Below are 18,995 nucleotides of genomic sequence, written 5' to 3' on the forward strand. Positions count from 1 at the left end.
GGCCAGAGTTACTTTTAGCATTGTCTGAGTGGATAATTGCTTGTTTTTCTCGCAGATTGAATAAATTAGGTTTCTCCACACTTTTTTATGGAGTTCTTAGGTTTGTTCTTATACGGAGCAAGCAGGCTGAACTTTTCTGTTATCAATGAGTGATTTTTGCTGTGTGAGTGGAAGCTCTCCATCTTTTAGGCATTTGCTAATACAGGATCGACCTCGCTACAGCAATGACCACTATTTTCTTGGGATTGTATTTTAAAAGTGCATCTGCACAACGTGAAACTGTAGTACCCGTAGTTATAACGTCATCAAGTAAGATGATAGATGCGTCCTTGATTCCAGCTTGGTTTCGTACTGTGAACGCATCCTGTAGACTTGTTTTTCGTTGATGTGTAGAAAGATTAAGTTGTGGTGGTGTGTTTTTTATTTTGTGGAGGACATCCAATCGTACTTTTACGTGTATCAACTTTGTCAGTTGCATAGCGATCAATGCTGATTGATTGTACTGTCTTTGAAACAATCTAATACGGTGTATCGGTACCGGTATGATAAAATCACACTTTTCGAGATCTTCTTTAAAATGCCGTAGGATCATTTTTGCCAAAGATTTTGTTATGAATGTTCCATCATGAAATTTGATTTTTTGCATGAACGCTGAAACATAAGCATTATAGACAAATACAGCTTTTGCTTCGTCAAACTTAGGTTTCGATGCAGCACATGTGATGCATAAATTGGAGGTCTTCATCTTCTTACCACAACAGTAACAGTGTAAGTGATCCTTCAAGAGATGAACTTCATTTCTACAAGGCTTGCACATACCATATTCTACTAGTTCTTCTTTACTGGAGCAGATTATGCAGCAATCCGGGAAGAGGAACGTAAGAAAGCTTTTAAAAGTGCATTTGATTAGTCTCACGGTTTTGCTAAAGCTATTTCGCTTGAAGATAAATCGTTGATTTTTGTATAGGTCGCTCAAGAGAACTAAAAACCGTTTTTCATAGTTCATGACAGTGATGCAAGCCTTTTAAAGTCCTCCTTTAGTATTCGAGGAATTAGTGTAAAGGAAGAGCTTATTTCGGCTGATTGCATTGAAAATGGTTTTACACATAAGTCACTTAGCTTGTATCTTTATTCGTGAAATACTGACGCTTCCAACTCTAATGCGGAGAGATGCATAAAATTCATCATATGTAGAAATCACGAATTCTCATGAGTCACTTCATGTACATTCTTTCCTAGGAGTGCAAGCGGTGCCGCGATAAAAATCGAGGAGTAAGTACCTATAGCTATACCTGCTAGTATTATCAAGGAAAAAACTCGTATATCTCCGCTTGAGAGAAATGCCACTGGTGCTATTGCAAGCATTGTCGTTACAGAGGTAAGAACTGTCCTGGATAGAGTCGTGTTGACGCTTACATTAATGCGCTTGGCTATGTTTTTTATGCCAATGTTCTCACGCAACTTATCGAAAATAACTACAGAGTCATTTATAGAATACCCAACTATTGCAAGCACTGCAGCCACCGAAGAAGTGTTGAACTCCAATTCATAAGCAGAATAGAGGCACACAAGCAAAATAATATCGTGCAATGTCGTCAGGACACCTGATAGCGCAAAGGCAGGAGTAAACCTAAAAAATAAATACACAAACATTGCAAGCACTGAAAATATAATTGCTAGACCACTCCTGTATATAAGAGACTTGCTTATTTGTGGGCCCACGCAATCTATTTTGTCGTAGCGAAAATTATACGGTTTGAGGAAGGATTTCATTTTTGTCAGGCCATCCTGAAAATCTTGTGATCGCACCTTTATCATGATGTGCTTTTGATCTTCCAAGTAATGTATAGATGCAGTCGGTAAACTCTGATTTTTCGAGAAATCGTCTCTGAGTTGTGTTATATCGATGCTTTTCTCGGAGTATACCTCGAGTACCATTCCACCTGTGAAATCAATACCAAAACTCAAACCCTTTGTTTCAAGAAATACAAACGCCACCACCAGCAGAGTCGAACTTATGAGGAAGGCAGCTTTCTTATACTTGGCAAAGTCAAAACTGCATCCATCTAAGAGGCTGCTTATGATGAATCTCACCTACGGTACCCGAAAACAGAAATACTATTACCGATGTGTGCAAATTGCAAATTCACGCTCCGTTAGGTGCGCATAATCGTAATCTTGCATTATCTAATCACCTTAGTGCTTTACTTATTTGGGCCAACTCTAACAATGTAATAAAACCTCCGGCTTAATAGTGCGGTTCTTTTTCACATTTTGATTGAAAGGGTGCATCTTTTATACAAGTCTCATCTTCTTTCGAGTACATTTTCACGTTTGTACGGAAGTACATATCTGGATTTGGTGTGCAAAAACGGATACACAGCTCTTAGCACGTTTTTAACACAACATACTGTATGTGCATATCTTAGCTTTTGGATTGGTCAGACATGTTTGTTTTGTCTGTGAAGCGAAGTTGTTTAGCTTTTGGTAGAATGGGGTTTTTTCTAGAACGTAGCGGAATTCTTGTAGTGGAAGATACATTCTACTTCGGTATACAGAACGCTTTCTTTATTCCAAGGAAATGTCTTGTGTGCTATAAGTTTGTGTGATCTATGTGCATCGTGTTATGGAAGAGGAAAGGGACGATCTTGGTATACAAGCGTTGCGGTATCACTCTAAGGGTAGACCTGGTAAATTGGGGGTTCATGCCACAAAGCCTCTTCTTACGCAGGAAGATTTATCACTTGCCTACTCGCCTGGTGTAGCACATCCATGTTTGGAGATAAAGAAAAACCCTCTAGATGCATATAAGTATACCTCTAAGGGTAATTTAGTTGCAGTTATTTCAAATGGGACTGCTGTTCTCGGTTTAGGAAACCTTGGAGCAATGGCTTCTAAACCTGTGATGGAAGGAAAGGCTGTGCTATTCAAAAAGTTTGCTGATATAGACTCAATTGACATTGAGGTCGACACTCAGAGTATAGAGGAATTTATCCTCACAGTGAAGAACATAGCTTCTACTTTTGGTGGTATCAATCTTGAAGATATTAAGTCACCAGAGTGTTTTGAAATAGAGGAACGTCTAGCAGCAATGCTGGATATTCCAGTCTTTCACGATGATCAGCACGGCACCGCAATTATCGTATGTGCGGGTCTTATAAATGCTGCTGACGTTACTAAGAGAGAGGTAGAGGAACTTAAGGTAATCGTGAACGGTTGTGGTGCAGCAGGCATAGCATGCATCGAGTTAATGAAGGAGATCGGAATCAGTGATATAGTGGTCTGTGATCAAAGTGGTGTTATTAAAAAAGATAGAGATTTTCATGACGGTGACCGAAAAGCTCTTTATGCCGTTGATGTAAGTGCAAACACGCTTGAGGAGGCACTGGTCGGCGCTGATGTCTTCATTGGTTTATCTGCTGCAGACGTCCTAAAGCCGGAGTGGTTAACTGGAATGAATAAGGATCCGATAATTTTTGCTTTGGCTAATCCGGATCCTGAGATAAAGCCAGAGTTAGCAAAGAAGGCACGTCCGGATGCAATAATAGCAACTGGCAGATCGGATTATGATAATCAAATTAATAACGTTATGTGCTTTCCATACCTGTTTAGGGGAGCACTTGATGTTGGTGCGAGTAAATTCAATAGTGAAATGAAGCTTGCTGCTGTGCATGCAATTGCTGCAATAGCAAAAAAGCCAATCTCGATGGAAGTAATGGATGCCTATGGGGATTCTCATATGCAATATAGTAAGGAGTATATACTCCCAAAGCCTTTTGACAAGCGTCTTATTGCCGAAATCGCTCCAGCAGTTGCGCGTGCAGCAGTTGAGACAGGTGTTGCAAAGAAGCCAATTTATGATTTTGATGCGTACAAGGATGATTTAGTCAGACGGTTGGCTTCGGGTTCAACGACCCTATTCGGGATGGTGAGCAGTGTGCTCAGGGATAATGGGAAACGCATCATTTTTGCAGAAGGTGAGGAGCTTAAGAGTATTCGAGCTGCGCTTCAGTGGCGTGACATGGGGTACGGTACTCCCATTCTTGTTGGGAGAAACAGTGTTATAGAGGCAAAAATGGATGAAATGAATCTTCGTAATCGTGAAGGTTTTGAAGTAACAAATACGGCTGTTTCACAGAGAAGTGGCGAGTACATAGAGTACATGTACGGTACCTTGAAAAGAAAAGGATTTCCTTATGAAAGATGTGTCAGGGATGTTGAAACGAATAATGACGTGTTTGCAGCTTGCATGCTTGCACTGAACGATGGAGATGCGGTGATCACTGGCCTAACATGGAGTAACGCAGAGGATCGTCTTAAGAGTATTGTGCCAATCGTCGGTACTGCAGGTGTTGTTTTTGAAATGTCGATTATTGTTGCTGATACAGGCACTTTTTTTTATTTGCAATACTGGCATTAACGATACGCTAGATGCAGGCGATATTGCTGAAGTAGCAATAAAAGCTGCTGAAGTAGTCAAAAGTATGGGATGCGTTCCAAGAGTTGCTGTGATAGCAAATTCGAATTTTGGGAGTGTAAATAGTCCTAGTGCACTGATGGCACGTGAAGCAATTGAGATATTAGATGATTTTGGTGTTTCGTTTGAATACGAGGGCGAGATGGATCTTGATATTGCTTTAAACGAAAAATCTAAAAGGCTTTATCCTTTTTCTAGGCTTACGGATCGTGCGAATGTGCTTATTATTCAAAACGTAGAAATTGTCGATGCAGTGCGTAAGTTCTCCAGTGAGGTTATGGGAACAACTGTTATTGGACCTCTGTTGTTTGGATTAAAGAGATCCGTGCAGATAGTGCGGCCGTCGTACGGTGCTACGGATATCCTAAATCTTGCTCTAATTGCTGCAAAGACAGGCTCTCTATAAGTCAATTTTCATTCGCGGGCTTATATGGACTGACTTCGTGTGTTACGTCCTCATCGCTTTTTGTTATTTTTCAGGCTTTTTCTGCCATGAATTCGATCTCACTCTTCGCAACACAATTCTTATCTGCGTCCTTCTTTGGATAATACTCATCTAGATAAAGTGTCCCACTTCTCTGAAAAGCCTTAACTGAGCTGCTGTCATGTTCTCTGCCATGAGTATTGCATACAATCTATAGCCACTTCTTATTAGATGCTTCTCCCTGATTTGGTGAGCAAAAGCCCCTAAAAAGAAAGAGGGAATTCCTGACAGAACAGAAGATGCTGCTGGCGCAAGTACTATTGAAATCTTGTACACCAATACCTGGAGTAACACAAAGATTATTAGGAAACGCCACATCCCATGAAAAGCAAGCCAAAGATGTGAGAAGAAAAATGCCCAAAACGAAAACGATGAGCTCAGGCAAACAAACCTTACCTTTTCATGAAGTAAGCCTTCGGAATCTATGTTATGGTAAACGTAAAATGCCTTCATTCCTTGTCTCCAGTATCAAGATCGGATTCCAATTTTTCCAATGTTTCCTTGTCTACTGTATCATCCTCAACATCTAATGAAGATTTAGAAACAACCTTTTTATCATCAGCAGTCTTTTTGAGGAATGGCTTCCCTTCAAGTAGATCAGACAATTCCTGTCCTGTAAGGGTCTCATACTCAAGCAATGCCTTTGCTATCCGATGGAGTGATTCTATATTCTCATTGAGGATTTTAGTGGCTTCTTTAAGGGCATCCGTAATAAGTTGCTTCACCTCACTATCAATGAGATTAGACATCTCAATTGAAAGGATATGGTTATTTGGATCATTTTGTTCACCGTAAAGGAGTGGACCGACTTTTTCACTCATTCCCCACTTTGTAACCATTGATCTTGCGAGATGAGTTGCTTGTTTGATATCTGAGGCAGCACCACTGGTGGTTTTATCATCTCCAAAAATTACCTGTTCGGCAGCTCTTCCACCCATTGCAACAATTAAATCGGCGTGCATCTTCGCTCTGGTGAAGGAAACACGGTCATGTTCGGGAAGTCGCATCACGAGTCCCAGAGCTCGTCCACGTGGGATAATAGTTGCTTTATGTATTGGATCAGATGCTTCAAGTTTTAAGCTAGTAACAGCATGTCCTGCTTCGTGATATGCAGTCAGTAACTTTTCTTCTTCTCTCATGACAAGAGATTTTCTTTCCATTCCCATGAGTATTTTATCTCTTGCGTATTCAAAATCCTCATTAGTTACTACTTTCTTGTTCCTGCGAGCCGCGATAAGCGCTGATTCATTGACTAGGTTTGCAAGATCTGCGCCAGAGAAGCCAGGTGTACCTCGCGCTATAATTGAAACCTCTACGTTTGGTGCAGTAGGAATCTTTTTTAAGTGAACTTCTAATATTTTTTGTCTTCCTGCTATATCAGGAATAGAGATTGTTATTTGTCTATCGAATCTACCTGGGCGCAATAGAGCAGGGTCAAGCACATCTGGTCTGTTTGTAGCAGCGATAATGATGACACCCTCATTTGCTTCAAAACCATCCATCTCGACTAAGAGTTGATTCAGGGTTTGCTCACGTTCATCATTACCGCCACCGAACCCAACTCCACGGTGGCGTCCAACTGCATCAATCTCGTCTATGAATATTAAGCATGGGGCATTCTTTTTGCCCTGTTCAAACATATCTCTGACCCTACTTGCGCCAACACCGACAAACATCTCAACGAAATCTGAACCAGAGATGCTGAAGAATGGAACCTTTGCTTCTCCAGCAATTGCCTTAGCCAGCAATGTTTTGCCGGTACCTGGCGGCCCTATCAGTAAACATCCCTTAGGGATTTTTCCGCCTAATTTTTGAAACTTCTTTGGTTCCCTTAAAAACTCAACAATCTCGGCGAGTTCTTCTTTTGCTTCGTCTATCCCTGCAACATCATGGAAAGTTACTTTATTGCTTCTGTCACTCAGAAGTCTTGCCTTTGATTTTCCAAAGGTCATGGTCTTGTTGCCCCCGGCTTGCATCTGCTTCATAAAAAAGATCCACACACCGATTAAAAGGAGCATTGGAAACCAAGATATAAGAATGTTGAAGAGTAAACCCAGGAAGCTGTCTCCAGAAGCTACCTGAAAGTCAACATTATTTTTTCTTAGGAGGGGAATCAGTTCCGTGTACTGAGTAGCTTTCGTGTAAAAACGCGTTCCGCTTTTTAATACGCCCGATATGTCATATCCTTCTATGACTATTTTCTGGACTTCCCCCTTCTCTACGAGGTCCAAAAATTCTGAAAACTGAATTTTCTCGTTTCTGATTCCAAAACCAAAGTTCAATGCAACCTGTCCAAACAGAAGAGTTACAAGGATTATTATCCCCATCCAGAGAGAAAGGTTTTCTAAAAGTTTCTTCATTGAGCTTTCGGCTTAAAAAGGAAGATGTAACCCTGATTATAAAATTTTTCTTTTATTTATCAATTGTGGCGACGTCTGACTTTTCCTTGCAATCTCTGCAGTTGTGCACACAAAATAACTTTATTAATTTGTCTAGGAGTGGATTTTGGTGTTATGGCAATTTTTCCATGCAAGGAAGGACGCTTTTAAGATCAGCGTACCTAATGCAGTGATATTTGACATAAAAGAGCTTTCATAAATGAGGCAATATCATGCTATCTTTAATAGCTCTATAGTCTTTTCCTTTGTATGAAATTCACTTTTGGGTGGTTATTAGAACATCTAGATACGACGCTTTCTTTAGAGCAAATTGTGGAAGCACTGATATCTTTGGGTTTTGAGGTGGAAAATTGTCATTCGATAGGGAGAGGTTTTGTCGTAGCACAGGTTACTGAGTGTCGTAAGCATCCAGGAGCAGATAGATTGACTCTCTGCAAGGTTTTTGATGGTACGCAAGAACTACAGATTGTCTGCGGTGCACCAAATGTGAGGGGTGGTCTGAAAGTTGTACTTGCGCAGGTCGGTGCGGTTCTACCGTCCAATATGATGAAAATTAAGAAGAGTAAAATCAGAGGATGCGAGAGTCTAGGAATGCTCTGCTCTATAGAGGAGTTAGGACTTCCTGGAGGGGATAATGGAGGTATTATTGAGCTCTCTGATGATTATAGAGTTGGGGATACTTTCACAGTTGACCCACTTATTGAAATTGCTGTTACACCTAACAGGGGCGATGTGTTAAGTGTGCATGGCGTAGCAAGGGAATTAGCTGCAGGAGGATACGGTGTTCTCATTGACACATGTAAAGCATCCTTTGATGGTTTGTACGCAGAGTGTAACTATAAAAACAGGTGTCGTGATTCTGGTGAAGCAATCAACATTACAGCCAATCATGATGGTAATGTTTTTCATTCTCATATTACTGGTTCTCAAGGCAGTGCAGTGATTGATGAATTAGCTGGTAATCTCCTTAAGAAGGATACGAGTGTAGAAGGTGATGCCAATATTCTATTCAATATTTGTGACACCACTGCTTGCCGAAAATTTTCTGGATTAGTGATCAGAAACGTGAAAAATTGCATCTCTCCAGACTGGCTTAGGAGTAAGTTGGAAAGAGTAGGTGTAAAATCAATTTCTGCTCTCGTGGATATAGCAAATTATGTGATGTTCTCGTATGGGTCACCATTGCACATTTATGACCTAGATAAAATTGCTGGTGAGACTCTACAAGTATCCGTATCAAATGAGGAATCCTACTTGGCTGCCTTGAATGATAAGGAATATCGAGTCCCACCTGGGTCCATAATAATTAGGGACCGAGATATGCAATTGCAGGCAGTTGCTGGAATCATAGGAAGTAAATTAAGCGCTTGTACATTGTCGACACGAAATATTTTTGTCGAAGCAGCTGTGTTTGATCCAGTGATGGTAGCTTCTACAAAAAGGGCTATGAAAATTAATACAGAATCTGCTTATCGGTTTGAACGTGGCGTGGATCCAGATTTTACAGAGAAAGCACTAGGGCTTGCCGCTCAGCTGATATCTGATGTTTGTGCTGGGAAAAAAGAGAAAATAGAAAGCTTTTTCACTAAAAATGAGAGAAAATTCATAGATTTTTCTTTATCGTTTTTTACCGAACTCACCGGTATAGAGATCGATTCGGGTAGGGCAATTCAGATTCTTAAAGGACTGGGATTTGAAGTCCATGAGATACGTACGCCTCATGACTGTACGTATAGCGGGTCATATTCTGATAACACTAATATCGGGAATAGAAAAAATTTAGCTACCGAAGATTCCATAGGTGATACTCATGTTTCAACTGCTGAGTTTGGGGTTGGTTCAAAAAAGGATTTACAGATTTTCAGAGTTGTTCCTCCTAGTTGGCGCAATGATGTTACGACTCAGGCATGTATAGTTGAAGAGCTTCTTAGAGTATATGGTTATGCTCAACTTCGTAGTACTCCTCTGAAAAGTAAGATACCAGTAATTTTCGAGACTTCCAAGGAAGACAGGATCAGAGAATTATTACTGAATAGGGGTTTTTCTGAGGTAGTAACATGGCCCTTCATGTCAGAGAAGAAGTGTTCTGCTAATCGAAATGTCTTGCATATAAAAAATCCATTAGGTGCTGAGTTTAATGTTATGCGACCTAGTATCGTTCCTAATTTGCTTGAAGTTGCGCAAAGGAATATCAAAAACGGGCTTCACATCATCAAGATTTTTGAAATAGGTAAAATTTATTCAACTATTTGTGAGGAAAAGATGCTTGCAGGGCTAATGTGTGGTGACTCATTTCCTAGAAATATGCATGAAAAAGCTCATAAGATGGATTTTTTTGACGCAAAAGCTGATGTAGAAGCACTTCTAACCTCTTTAGATTTAGGGGGGAGATACTCTTTCGAAAAATGCGATGGGCCGTCCATATATCACCCTGGGAAAGTGGCCAATGTAAAAGTTGAAGGTAGGGAAGTTGGTTTCATAGGGGAATTGCATCCAAGGATTGCCTCAAATAGGCAAATTATCGTATTTGAGTTATTTCTAGCCAAACTTGCCTGCAGCCTTAAATTGAAGGAAAACACTTTTGGCAAATTTCCTATTGTCGAAAGGGATTTTTCCTTCGTATTTGATCTGGACAAAGTGCCACTTTGGGGTGATATTGAGAGGGGTTTGTACTTGATCAGTGATTTCATCAAAAATGTGACTCTCTTTGATAAGTATGAAGGTGATTTTAAGGGAAAACGAATGCTGTCATTAGCCTTTCTCGTGAGTATGGAAAACCAAATACAGGGTTTGTCGCAGGAAGAGATAAAAAGTCTCAGTGATCAAATTATATGTTTTATAGAGGAAAAGTTTTCGGGAACCTTGCGTTTGAGTTGTTGAGTATCTCAAATAGCCTAAGTGTAAAGTTAATCCGAATATGATAACGGGGATTCTGAGGTAAATTTTACTAGAATATGGAAATAAGATTGCAGTCATTGCACGACGGAGCGCGTTTTACCATTCTTGATTTAGGTAGTGATAGACTCAAATGTGCAACTTTTAAGTTCACAAATGCTGGGGAGCTCGATCTGATTGGTGCTGCTGAGGTACCTACGGTTGGTATAAGGGGAGGTGCCGTAGTCAACATAGAAAAGGCGAAGCGCTCCATAATGGACGTTTTGGAGGCAGCTGAGAGAGTTTCAGATGAAGCAATAGATGATGTGTATGTTATTACTTCTGATACTAGTATTACGGGGAGGCATTACGGAGAAAAAATCGAAGTCAAGGATAAGAAGATTTCTGCTGCAGATGTAGAGCTTATTAGGAAAAAAATCGCTGATAGGGCGAGTACTCCAATAATACACATGTCTCAACAAGAGTGTTTTATAGATGGGGTGCAAAGCGTCTCTAATCCGATTGGAATGTATGGTAGGTGCTTAAGTGCGTCGTTTTATGTCGTGAGTGGCGTTAAGACTATGATGCTTAACTTAGAGAATCTTATATCTCAGTGCAGCTTGAGATTTTTAGGATGTTCATTCGCTCCATATTCAGGGGGTTATTCCGTATTATCCAATGATGAAAAGGAGGTTGGTGCCCTTGTCGTCGATATGGGTGCGGTTTCAACAACTGGTGCTGTCTTCAAAGATGGTCGTGTGTGTCATGTTGCTGGTGTTCCTATTGGTGGATCAAACGTTAGTAAGGACATAGCTTTTGGACTGAATATTGGTGTTTCAAGTGCGGACCTGCTAAAAAAAGACAGAGCAGCTCTTTTCTTGGATAAAAATAATGAGAGCAATCGCGTGGATCTTTCTCTTTTTTCTGATGTTTCACATCTTAAAGAAATTAGCATACGTGAAATTGCAGATATGGTTATTCCCCGTTTGGAAGAGACTTTCGAGTTGCTCAACGAGAAGCTTAAGGATGTTAATTTTTCTACGGTTGTGCTTACTGGAGGCGGTAGTAGGATAGGGAATATCAAGTATATAGCAGAAAAAGTTTTCTCAAAAAAGGTGCGTACTCATGGGAATACAAAAGCGCGCAATACCCATTATGGACCTGAATACAGTGCAATTTTTGGTCTTGCAACAATGATTCTTGATTTGCGCAAGGAAGCATTGGAGAAGAAGTCGGTAGGTTACATAAGGAAGATTCTGAACGCTGTTTCCATGAGGGGTGAATAGTAATGGGCATTGAATTTTCACTATAGGGAATTTACATATCTCGATTGCGCTTAGTATTTTTTTAGATGCTGTGATTCTGTGTGATACGTCCTTTTGGGAGATTCATCGAGTAATTGAGCATTGCAAATTTAATTATGGACGGCATATGGTGTCATGATATGCTGCTGGCGAGAATTTTTCCTATGCACGTTTGTTTCAGGAGGTGTTTAGATAGTTTAGGGGTTTAAATCACTTTGCATACTTCACTTAATAACACCCACCTTGGGGCAGATTAATGAGCGAAACTTGTATTACCTAATTGCACAGAAAATAAAAAAGATCTACGCCGACAAATAGTTGTGTTCCATTTTTTCTGCGTTCGAAAGAGTCGACTGGGAAAAGCTAAATCCAAAAAGAGCAAGAACACTCCCGGCTACCAACCAATGAAAATACCCCGAAAGACAGCTATGAGATAGATAAACAATAGTAGTTGCAACAAGCATTTGAAAAGATGCCACTCTGCTGAGGAGCCCAAGGCTAACTAAAAGCGCGGACACAACGTCGCTTGCTGTGCATAAAACCGCCAATAAAACACTTCCCAATAACGAAAATTTATATTCACACAAAGAAAGCAGAGAGCAAGACAACAAGGTCGACAATCTAGAGAGACCGCAATAGAGAAAAACCCCCACCATCCAGAGTCTTACAGTCAAAACCAGCAGTGGGACAAAATATTCCTCGAGAACTACTGGCACGCATCTGAGGACACTAAAGAAAAACCGCGTTTTGGAGTCCAACCTTAAGAAGCGAGAAGCATAAAACAGATGATATTGATCGTATACCTATTCCTCCATTAAAGCAAGAGGGCTAAATCTTAGCTACAGCGAGCGTAGAGCGAATGTACACTCACCACGGCCACACTGTAAAGTCGTTATCTAGCTCTATTTATGTGCTCACAAAGATGTTAGAATCCCCGATTGTTGAAATAGGAAAGTGGGTAATGGAAGGCTATATCTTCATCGGCCTCTTTTTTGTTGTAGCGTGCTTCATTAGCTGCGTGATGCTTATCTTGCCGGTTTTTATTGCGCCTTCTTCACATGAGAGGCATAAGGGTGATAGCTACGAGTGCGGCTTTGACAAATTAAGCTCTACTGGTGAAAGATTTAATGTTCGATTTTATTTGGTGGGAATACTGTTTATTGTCTTTGATCTGGAGATAATTTTTCTTTTCCCATGGGCCGTAAGTGCTAGAGAGCTTGGTCCTGCAGCTTTTGTTTCGGTATTAATCTTTCTCGTTATTTTGACTGTCGGATTTGTGTATGAATTTGTTTCTGGTGCACTAGATTGGAGGTAGATGCTCTGGTTGAAAATTGGTTGTATCGGTAGAATCTTTTTTAGGCACAAAGATGTGTTGGTTTGTCTCATGCGACAACCCGCTATCAGTGATTGTTTTATCTTCTTGCGTTGGGTTGTGTCAGTTTCGGTAGGTTGTAGGAGTGATCTAGACTATTTTTGTTCAATTACTTGATGCTTTATGGGAAATGGTTTCAGTGATATAAATGCACTTTCTAACGTTGGCAGTGATGGTTATCTTGTTGCTAAACTTGACGACCTTATAAATTGGGCTAGGGCGGGTTCTTTATGGCCGATGACTTTTGGTTTGGCGTGTTGTGCGGTTGAGATGATGCATTTTACTGCTAGCCGATATGATATGGATAGATTTGGAATGATTTTCAGGCCGAGTCCAAGGCAGTCTGATGTTATGATCGTTGCTGGTACCCTGACCAACAAAATGGCACCAGCCCTCCGTAGGGTGTACGATCAAATGGCCGAGCCCAAGTATGTAATCTCAATGGGAAGTTGTGCTAATGGCGGGGGATACTATCATTATTCCTATTCTGTCGTAAGAGGTTGCGATAGGATTGTGCCCGTAGATGTATATGTTCCTGGTTGTCCGCCTACTGCAGAAGCGCTTTTGTACGGTGTTTTATGCCTTCAGAAAAAGATAAACCGTCAGAGGAACTTTATCAGGAGATAAACCGATTTACCGAATATGACTATTGACACAAGTAAAGTTGATGCTCTAATTAATGCACCTGAGAAATGTACTGTTAATTCTTCGCTGGAGTCCTTAGTTGAGCTTATTTCTTATCTGTCTTCCTGTGGCTTTGAGCAGCTGATTGATATTTTTGGGATAGACTATCTAGAGCGAGAGAAAAGAATTGAAGTTGTGTACCTTTTGCTCAATTTAAAACGTAACAGAAGATGTTGCGTGAAGGTGTCTGTAGATCCGGCCTCTGAGAAAGTGCCTACGTGTTGTGGTGTTTTTTCGGTTGCGAATTGGTTCGAAAGGGAGGTGTATGACATGTATGGTGTGGTTTTTGAAGGCCATCCTGACCTTCGTAGGATACTTACCGATTACGGTTTTGAAGGTTTTCCGATGTTAAAGGACTTTCCTCTTACTGGTTATAAGGAGGTGAGGTACGATCTTGAGTCGAAAGAGGTTGTTTATGAGAAAGTTGATCTTTCTCAGGATTATAGGTCCTTTGATTCTCTCACTCCGTGGAAAGGAATAGGTCACCCAAGTGGTGCCTTCGATGGAAAGAAGGAATAGTTATGTGCCCTTGTGGCGGAACGGTAGACGCGGCAGACTCAAAATCTGCTATCCTCACGGATGTGCTGGTTCAAATCCAGTCAAGGGTATTTAGAGTTTTTTTATGTTCCTCTAAGTTTTTTGTTTTATGATTTCTTCGCTGGTTCTTTGATTGAACAGATGAGAATAGCAATTAATGGTTTTGGTCGTATAGGTAGGGCGCTTCTGAGGATATTAATAGGTTCTCCGCGTGACGAATTAGAAATAGTGGCTGTGAACACGCCTAGCACAGTTGAAAATTGTCTGCATCTTTTGAGATATGATTCTGTACACGGAAAATTCGACTGTTCGATGTCTTTAGCTGAGGACAATGTGGCTATCCTAAATGGTGTACCAGTTCGATTTTCTAGCGAGAGGGATATATCGCTTCTTGATTGGCGTGCTATAGGTGTTGACACCGTTTTAGAATGTAGTGGGGTTTTTAATTCTCACGCCAAAGCGTCAGGTCACATTAAAGTTGGTGCAAAAGCTGTTTTAGTTTCTGCACCTGTTTCGGATGCTGATTCTATAATAATTTATGGGGTGAATCACCATGCTTTAACTCCTTCTGATAGAATAATTTCAGTTGGTTCGTGTACCACTAATTGTCTCGCGCCGCTAATCGAAGTAGTGCATAAAAATTTCGGTGTTGAGGCCGCTTTCATGACTACCATACACTCGTATACGAATGACCAAAATATTGTTGACAATAGTCATAGAGATTTGCGTCGTGGTAGGGCTTGTGGGACATCAATTATACCGACCACAACGGGGGTGACAAAGATTGTGGGGAAAATATTCCCGGATTTAGATGGGAGAATTGATGGTGTTGCAGTCAGGGTCCCAACTCCCAATGTTTCAATGGTGGATTTGACAGTTACCACTTCTAGATCGGTTACTACTGATGAAGTAAATAATTTATTTATCAAAGCAGAGTCTTCCTATTTAAATGGCGTTCTCTCGACTTGTGCTGAACCACTCGTCTCAGTGGATTTCAATAAAGATCCTCATAGTGCAATAGTTGATCTTACTGGCACTTATGTTGTTGGGGGTAGGTTGCTACGTTTGGGTGCTTGGTATGATAACGAGTGGGGTTTTTCTGCACGCATGTTGGATGTAGCTAGGTTTATCAGCACTAAATTATAAGGTCCTCTCATCTTGATTTGAGCTGTTTGCGAAATAGAGTAGTTTTTATTATACGCTGATGTAGCAAAAGGGTCTTTTTGATGCTTTCAAGCAGTTTAGTGTCCATATTTTTTATATAGTCAGTTTGGATGGGAAGATTGCTTACTGTATTACAGTGTCAAAATTCGTTATGTTGATGGGATAATTTTTAGTGTAATTTCGTTGTGTTGCATGGGGCGCTTCTTCTTAAAGTGCACATTTAAGTTGTATTTAGCGCTGCAGAAGTGACATGGCTGTCTACGTAAGATGTAATGAATGTTCTAAAGTTATCGGTAAATGATTGAGATAGAAGATATAAAAGAATGCAGAGTGGTTCTTCGGGTCGATTTTAATGTTCCGGTTAACCAAGAGGGTTTAATAACTGACTTTTCCAGGATTGCTATAGTTTTGCCGACCATAAATCTACTTTTAAGAAATGGTTGCAGCATATTATTGGTCTCTCATTTTGGTAAACCAACTGCTGCTATTAAGGAGAAATTCTCATTTGAAAGAATCATCAGGCAGATTTGTCAGTTCACTGGCTTAGATATAAGGGTTGTATCAGATCTGAGTGATGAACTTCTGCTCGGACAAGGGGAGATTGTACTTTTAGAAAACGTGAGATTCTTTGCTGGTGAGGTGGAGAACGATTCTGAATTTGCAATGCTTATTGCAAGATACGGTGACGTGTATGTAAATGATGCTTTTTCTGTTTCGCACAGGGAGCATGCCTCCATAGTAGGACTACCACAATTTCTTCCATCTGCTATGGGTTTGGCATTTTTACGGGAATATCAAGAGCTAGATAGTGCAGCTACGAAGGGTACTGTTGCAGTAATCGGTGGCAGTAAAATTTCGACGAAGCTTCCATTAATACGAGGTCTTCTAAAAAAAGTAAAAATGGTCATATTGGGTGGTGCTCTGGTAAATGTGATATTGCGTTCTAGAGGGTATAATATAGGCAGATCCATGTGTGAGGATTGTCACTGTGATATTTCATTACCTGAACTTTTTATACCGTTTGATTTCGTTACCTCACGTGGGGTTGATGATCAAAATTTCCACTTTGCCGATGCCAGGATGATCCCTCAAGATGAAATGATTTTGGATATAGGGCCGGCATCACTCATTGCAATGAAGGGCATTCTTTCAAAAGCAGAAAAGATTTTATGGAATGGTCCAATTGGCGCCTTTGAATTTGAACCGTTTTGTACCGGTACACATGAGTTGGCTAGATTTGTTTCTTTTCTAACAAAGAATGCAAATATTAAGAGCATAATAGGAGGAGGCGATACCTTAGCCGCAATTAAGTCAGTCCAGGAGCCATGTTTTTCCTATATATCTACATCTGGTGGTGCTTTTCTTAAATTTCAGGAGGAGGGTACACTTCCCGGGATAGAAGCCATCAAAAAATGCGAGGTACAATCTCGATAAATTGTGGGCAGCAAATGTATATAAGAGAAGTATAAAGTTGTATCCGACAGTGAAGGTGGAAGCACTATAAATCGCATAGGAATTGAGGTTCCATCTTACTTCTCTATATAAGCGGGAGCTTGAATTGTACTTTCTCTTTCTTAAATTCGAAGTCCGAAACTTCTGCAGAAGGAAACCTTTTTTTCAAAAATGACACAAGATCTTGTACAAGTATTTCCGGAGCAGAAGCACCCGAACTGATTCCTACTCTTTCTACTCCTTCAAACCAGTCGGGTTCGACCTCCTTGCAATTATCTATGAGAAATGCTTTTTGGCATATTTCTGATGAGACCTGCATTAGGTTCCTTGAATTGGAACTGTTGGTAGAGCCAACTATCAACATTAGATCCACTTCTTTGGCAAGTGCTTTAACAGCTTCTTGTCTGTTTTGAGTCGCATAACATACATCAGACTGTCCGACAACATTTGGGAACTTTTCTTTTATCTTGTTTATCATTGTTGATGTGTACTCAAGCGCAAGTGTACTCTGTGTGACATATGCCAACTTTCCGTTTATTGAGGGGAGATTGTCTATATCTTCAGGCTCTTGGACGATGTAGGTTTGTGTTTTAGTTCTTCCAACCGTTCCAATTATTTCAGCATGATTTCTATTTCCTATGACTAGAATAATGAAACCTTCTTTTTCAAATCTCTGAACCTCACGATGGATTTTTGAGACCAGAGGACAGGTTGCGTCTACAAGTACCAAATCTAGTGACTTTGCGTATTTTTCAATTTCTTCAGAAACACCGTGTGCGCTAAAAATCAGTACTGACTTTGGTTCTGCTTTAGTGATGTCTTCTATAAAGGCTACGCCTTGCGCTTTGAAATCCTGAATGACACGGGAATTATGAACTATCTCATGGTAGACAAAAATTTTTTTTTCTGGATATCTTCTTATTGCTATCTCCACTGTTTCTATTGCACGTTCCACCCCTGCGCAGAAGCCCCTAGGGCAAGCAACGAATATTTGCATCTTAATTTTTTCTTTACAGCAATAGCCTGTGTACCCGGTAGCACTCAGCAAGGAATTTGTCAATTCTCATAGGGTTTTTGCGCATTTTTGTGTTAGGATCATTATGGTCCAAGTGAAATTCTCTGACTAGCTTTGTGAATTTTCCAAACAGAGATATCCTTGACTTGGAGGTCTTTGTAAGTGCTGGTAGCGGTGAGTCTTTGAGAATTCTTCTGTCAAATGAAAAAGTTTGGGACAGCGCTGTGTCAGTTTGATCGAGATTTAATTCTGCAATACGGTGGTGCTAGATTCCTTATCTATTACCATTGGGGTGAAATCATCGGTGAAGATAAGAGATTCGATGGTGTAACAGTAAGGCGAGTTTCGTATAGCGGTACTGGAAATATTATAGTTCACGTGTGTGCGAGAAATTCTGGAAATGCAGTAAAGCTTCGCCACTGTATCGATGAATTGGAGGAACGGATAAAATTGTGTGCTAGAATTGGATGTGGGATCAAGGTAGTGTTGTCGCTATGATCTTGATAACAAGGCCAGTCGAGGATGCCATATATTTGCAGGAGCGGCTACAAGGTTTGAAAATAGAAAGTCTTGTGGAACCACTCTTTGTACTGCAACCGCTTTGCTTTGATGTTGCCACACTCGTTGCTGCAAAGGTGATTGTCAGTAGTAAAAATGCCATTAGAGCCTTAACTTGGTCCAAGGCCAGTAAAGATTTACAATTGTACGCAATGAGTGACAATATTGCTAAGTTTGCAATTTCTAGTGGATTTTCTAATGTTCTTTCGTGCGGTTGTAGTACAGCTAAGGAATTAGAAGCTTATGTGCTTTCTTACTTTGGCAAAGATGAGAGGGTTATTTATCTTTCTGGAGCGGAAATAACTAGAGATATTGTTTCCAGATGTTCAGAAAAGGGTTTTAGATGGGTAGAGCGACGAATCTGTTATATGATGTGCCCGCTGAAAGAGTTTTCCAATAATGTGTATGTTGCGTTAAGGAGAAAGAGAATTAGTGGTGTAACCTTGTTTTCAGTGCAAGCAGCGGTTTTGTGCAAATCATTGTTTCTTAACCATGGCATAACTCCGAATTTTTTCTCTTATTTTGTTATGAGCCATAGAATAGCATCGACTTTGGATTGTGATACAGTTTATGTGTCTAGTGTGCCTACTTTAGATGCCCTTGTTGATGTAATAGAAAGGCATTACTATGTTGGGCAGAGAGCTTAACTCACTAGAGTTGTACTTTACTGTGGGT

The 18,995-nt window shown here is 40.4% G+C and carries 16 protein-coding genes, 1 tRNA gene and 1 pseudogene; 12 read left to right on the forward strand and 6 right to left on the reverse strand.

Annotated features, from left to right (window positions below; genetic code table 11):
• Positions 1 to 196: 196 nt before the first annotated feature.
• Together NRI_RS01740 and secF are read right to left on the reverse strand one after the other, a co-directional pair.
• Complete coding sequence (locus NRI_RS01740; RefSeq protein ID WP_015816268.1) at positions 197 to 1,006, reverse strand: ComF family protein; 810 nt, start codon at positions 1,004 to 1,006, stop codon at positions 197 to 199.
• Between the two features lie 191 nt (positions 1,007 to 1,197).
• The gene (gene secF / locus NRI_RS01745) at positions 1,198 to 2,094 is read right to left on the reverse strand and encodes a protein translocase subunit SecF (protein WP_015816269.1); all 897 of its coding nucleotides are present in this window, start codon (positions 2,092 to 2,094) and stop codon (positions 1,198 to 1,200) included.
• Between the two features lie 368 nt (positions 2,095 to 2,462).
• Between secF and NRI_RS04230 the strand changes: the two genes are divergently transcribed.
• Positions 2,463 to 2,609 carry a hypothetical protein gene (locus NRI_RS04230; protein WP_238523032.1) on the forward strand — a complete coding sequence of 49 codons (147 nt, stop codon included), beginning with the start codon at positions 2,463 to 2,465 and terminating at the stop codon, positions 2,607 to 2,609.
• A gap of 17 nt (positions 2,610 to 2,626) precedes the next feature.
• Positions 2,627 to 4,883, forward strand: a pseudogene (locus NRI_RS01750) (NADP-dependent malic enzyme).
• 150 nt (positions 4,884 to 5,033) lie between these two features.
• Here the strand turns inward: NRI_RS01750 and NRI_RS01755 are convergent.
• Positions 5,034 to 5,414, reverse strand: a complete 381-nt coding sequence (locus tag NRI_RS01755; protein WP_015816272.1) for a DUF2628 domain-containing protein — start codon at positions 5,412 to 5,414, stop codon at positions 5,034 to 5,036.
• The gene (gene ftsH / locus NRI_RS01760) at positions 5,411 to 7,321 is read right to left on the reverse strand and encodes an ATP-dependent zinc metalloprotease FtsH (protein WP_015816219.1); all 1,911 of its coding nucleotides are present in this window, start codon (positions 7,319 to 7,321) and stop codon (positions 5,411 to 5,413) included. The genes NRI_RS01755 and ftsH overlap by 4 nt, the downstream gene beginning before the upstream one ends.
• Positions 7,322 to 7,609: 288 nt before the next feature.
• Here ftsH and ytpR point away from each other — a divergent pair, with 288 nt between their 5' ends.
• Complete coding sequence (gene ytpR, locus NRI_RS01765) at positions 7,610 to 10,240, forward strand: YtpR family tRNA-binding protein (RefSeq protein WP_015816273.1); 2,631 nt, start codon at positions 7,610 to 7,612, stop codon at positions 10,238 to 10,240.
• 74 nt (positions 10,241 to 10,314) lie between these two features.
• A complete protein-coding gene (gene ftsA, locus NRI_RS01770) occupies positions 10,315 to 11,520 on the forward strand; it encodes a cell division protein FtsA (protein ID WP_015816287.1) in 1,206 nt (401 codons plus the stop codon).
• 320 nt (positions 11,521 to 11,840) lie between these two features.
• Here the strand turns inward: ftsA and NRI_RS01775 are convergent, their stop codons facing one another.
• Complete coding sequence (locus tag NRI_RS01775) at positions 11,841 to 12,254, reverse strand: DoxX family membrane protein (RefSeq protein WP_274377736.1); 414 nt, start codon at positions 12,252 to 12,254, stop codon at positions 11,841 to 11,843.
• A 206-nt stretch (positions 12,255 to 12,460) separates the two neighbouring features.
• Between NRI_RS01775 and NRI_RS01780 the strand changes: the two genes are divergently transcribed.
• The 6 genes from NRI_RS01780 (at position 12,461) to NRI_RS01805 (ending at position 16,729) form a co-directional block, all read left to right on the forward strand.
• Positions 12,461 to 12,853, forward strand: a complete 393-nt coding sequence (locus NRI_RS01780; protein ID WP_049751170.1) for an NADH-quinone oxidoreductase subunit A — start codon at positions 12,461 to 12,463, stop codon at positions 12,851 to 12,853.
• Between the two features lie 180 nt (positions 12,854 to 13,033).
• Entirely contained in the window at positions 13,034 to 13,537 is a 504-nt protein-coding gene (locus NRI_RS01785; RefSeq protein ID WP_015816275.1) for a NuoB/complex I 20 kDa subunit family protein, read from the forward strand.
• A gap of 15 nt (positions 13,538 to 13,552) precedes the next feature.
• The gene (locus tag NRI_RS01790) at positions 13,553 to 14,113 is read left to right on the forward strand and encodes a complex I 30 kDa subunit family protein (RefSeq protein ID WP_015816289.1); all 561 of its coding nucleotides are present in this window, start codon (positions 13,553 to 13,555) and stop codon (positions 14,111 to 14,113) included.
• A 6-nt stretch (positions 14,114 to 14,119) separates the two neighbouring features.
• A tRNA-Leu gene (locus NRI_RS01795) sits at positions 14,120 to 14,202 on the forward strand.
• 70 nt (positions 14,203 to 14,272) lie between these two features.
• The gene (gap, locus tag NRI_RS01800) at positions 14,273 to 15,277 is read left to right on the forward strand and encodes a type I glyceraldehyde-3-phosphate dehydrogenase (protein WP_041351605.1); all 1,005 of its coding nucleotides are present in this window, start codon (positions 14,273 to 14,275) and stop codon (positions 15,275 to 15,277) included.
• A gap of 315 nt (positions 15,278 to 15,592) precedes the next feature.
• Positions 15,593 to 16,729: a phosphoglycerate kinase gene (locus NRI_RS01805; RefSeq protein ID WP_015816290.1), complete on the forward strand. Its 1,137-nt coding sequence runs from the start codon at positions 15,593 to 15,595 to the stop codon at positions 16,727 to 16,729.
• A 103-nt stretch (positions 16,730 to 16,832) separates the two neighbouring features.
• Here the strand turns inward: NRI_RS01805 and ispH are convergent, their stop codons facing one another.
• Positions 16,833 to 17,744 carry a 4-hydroxy-3-methylbut-2-enyl diphosphate reductase gene (gene ispH, locus NRI_RS01810; protein ID WP_015816277.1) on the reverse strand — a complete coding sequence of 304 codons (912 nt, stop codon included), beginning with the start codon at positions 17,742 to 17,744 and terminating at the stop codon, positions 16,833 to 16,835.
• A 219-nt stretch (positions 17,745 to 17,963) separates the two neighbouring features.
• Here ispH and NRI_RS01815 point away from each other — a divergent pair, with 219 nt between their 5' ends.
• On the forward strand, positions 17,964 to 18,260 hold the full coding sequence (locus tag NRI_RS01815) for a hypothetical protein (protein WP_015816278.1): 297 nt from the start codon (positions 17,964 to 17,966) through the stop codon (positions 18,258 to 18,260).
• Positions 18,257 to 18,967, forward strand: a complete 711-nt coding sequence (locus NRI_RS01820) for a uroporphyrinogen-III synthase (RefSeq protein WP_015816292.1) — start codon at positions 18,257 to 18,259, stop codon at positions 18,965 to 18,967. The genes NRI_RS01815 and NRI_RS01820 overlap by 4 nt, the downstream gene beginning before the upstream one ends.
• Positions 18,968 to 18,995 lie beyond the last annotated feature (28 nt).

The organism is Neorickettsia risticii str. Illinois, assembly GCF_000022525.1.
Taxonomy (GTDB): domain Bacteria; phylum Pseudomonadota; class Alphaproteobacteria; order Rickettsiales; family Anaplasmataceae; genus Neorickettsia; species Neorickettsia risticii.